Annotated in this window: 1 rRNA gene; it reads left to right on the top strand. The window is 41.8% G+C overall.

The features are described 5' to 3' along the window. Positions 1-203: 203 nt before the first annotated feature. Positions 204-392 (top strand): 16S ribosomal RNA (locus tag PROVRUST_RS05100); the annotation flags it as partial.

Genomic DNA, 392 nt, shown 5'->3' with positions numbered 1-392 from the left:
AAAATCGAAAGATTAAGTCGCACCGCTCTTTAACAATTTATCAGACAATCTGTGTGGGCACTCACAAGACACTATCAAAAAATATTTGATTTTAAAGTCTTGAAGAGTGACTAACACGTTAATTCATATATATGAACTAATAGGTAATTTGGTTTCTTCGGAAATCAAACGACAGTAAACATTCTTTGAGCATCAGACACTTTTAATTGAAGAGTTTGATCATGGCTCAGATTGAACGCTGGCGGCAGGCCTAACACATGCAAGTCGAGCGGTAACAGGGGAAGCTTGCTTCTCGCTGACGAGCGGCGGACGGGTGAGTAATGTATGGGGATCTGCCCGATAGAGGGGGATAACTACTGGAAACGGTAGCTAATACCGCATAATCTCTTTGG

The sequence above is a fragment of the Providencia rustigianii DSM 4541 genome (assembly GCF_000156395.1).
Lineage (GTDB): Bacteria > Pseudomonadota > Gammaproteobacteria > Enterobacterales > Enterobacteriaceae > Providencia > Providencia rustigianii.
Note: the sequence above shows the minus strand (reverse complement) of the source record. Positions and strands in the feature narration are given on the sequence as shown.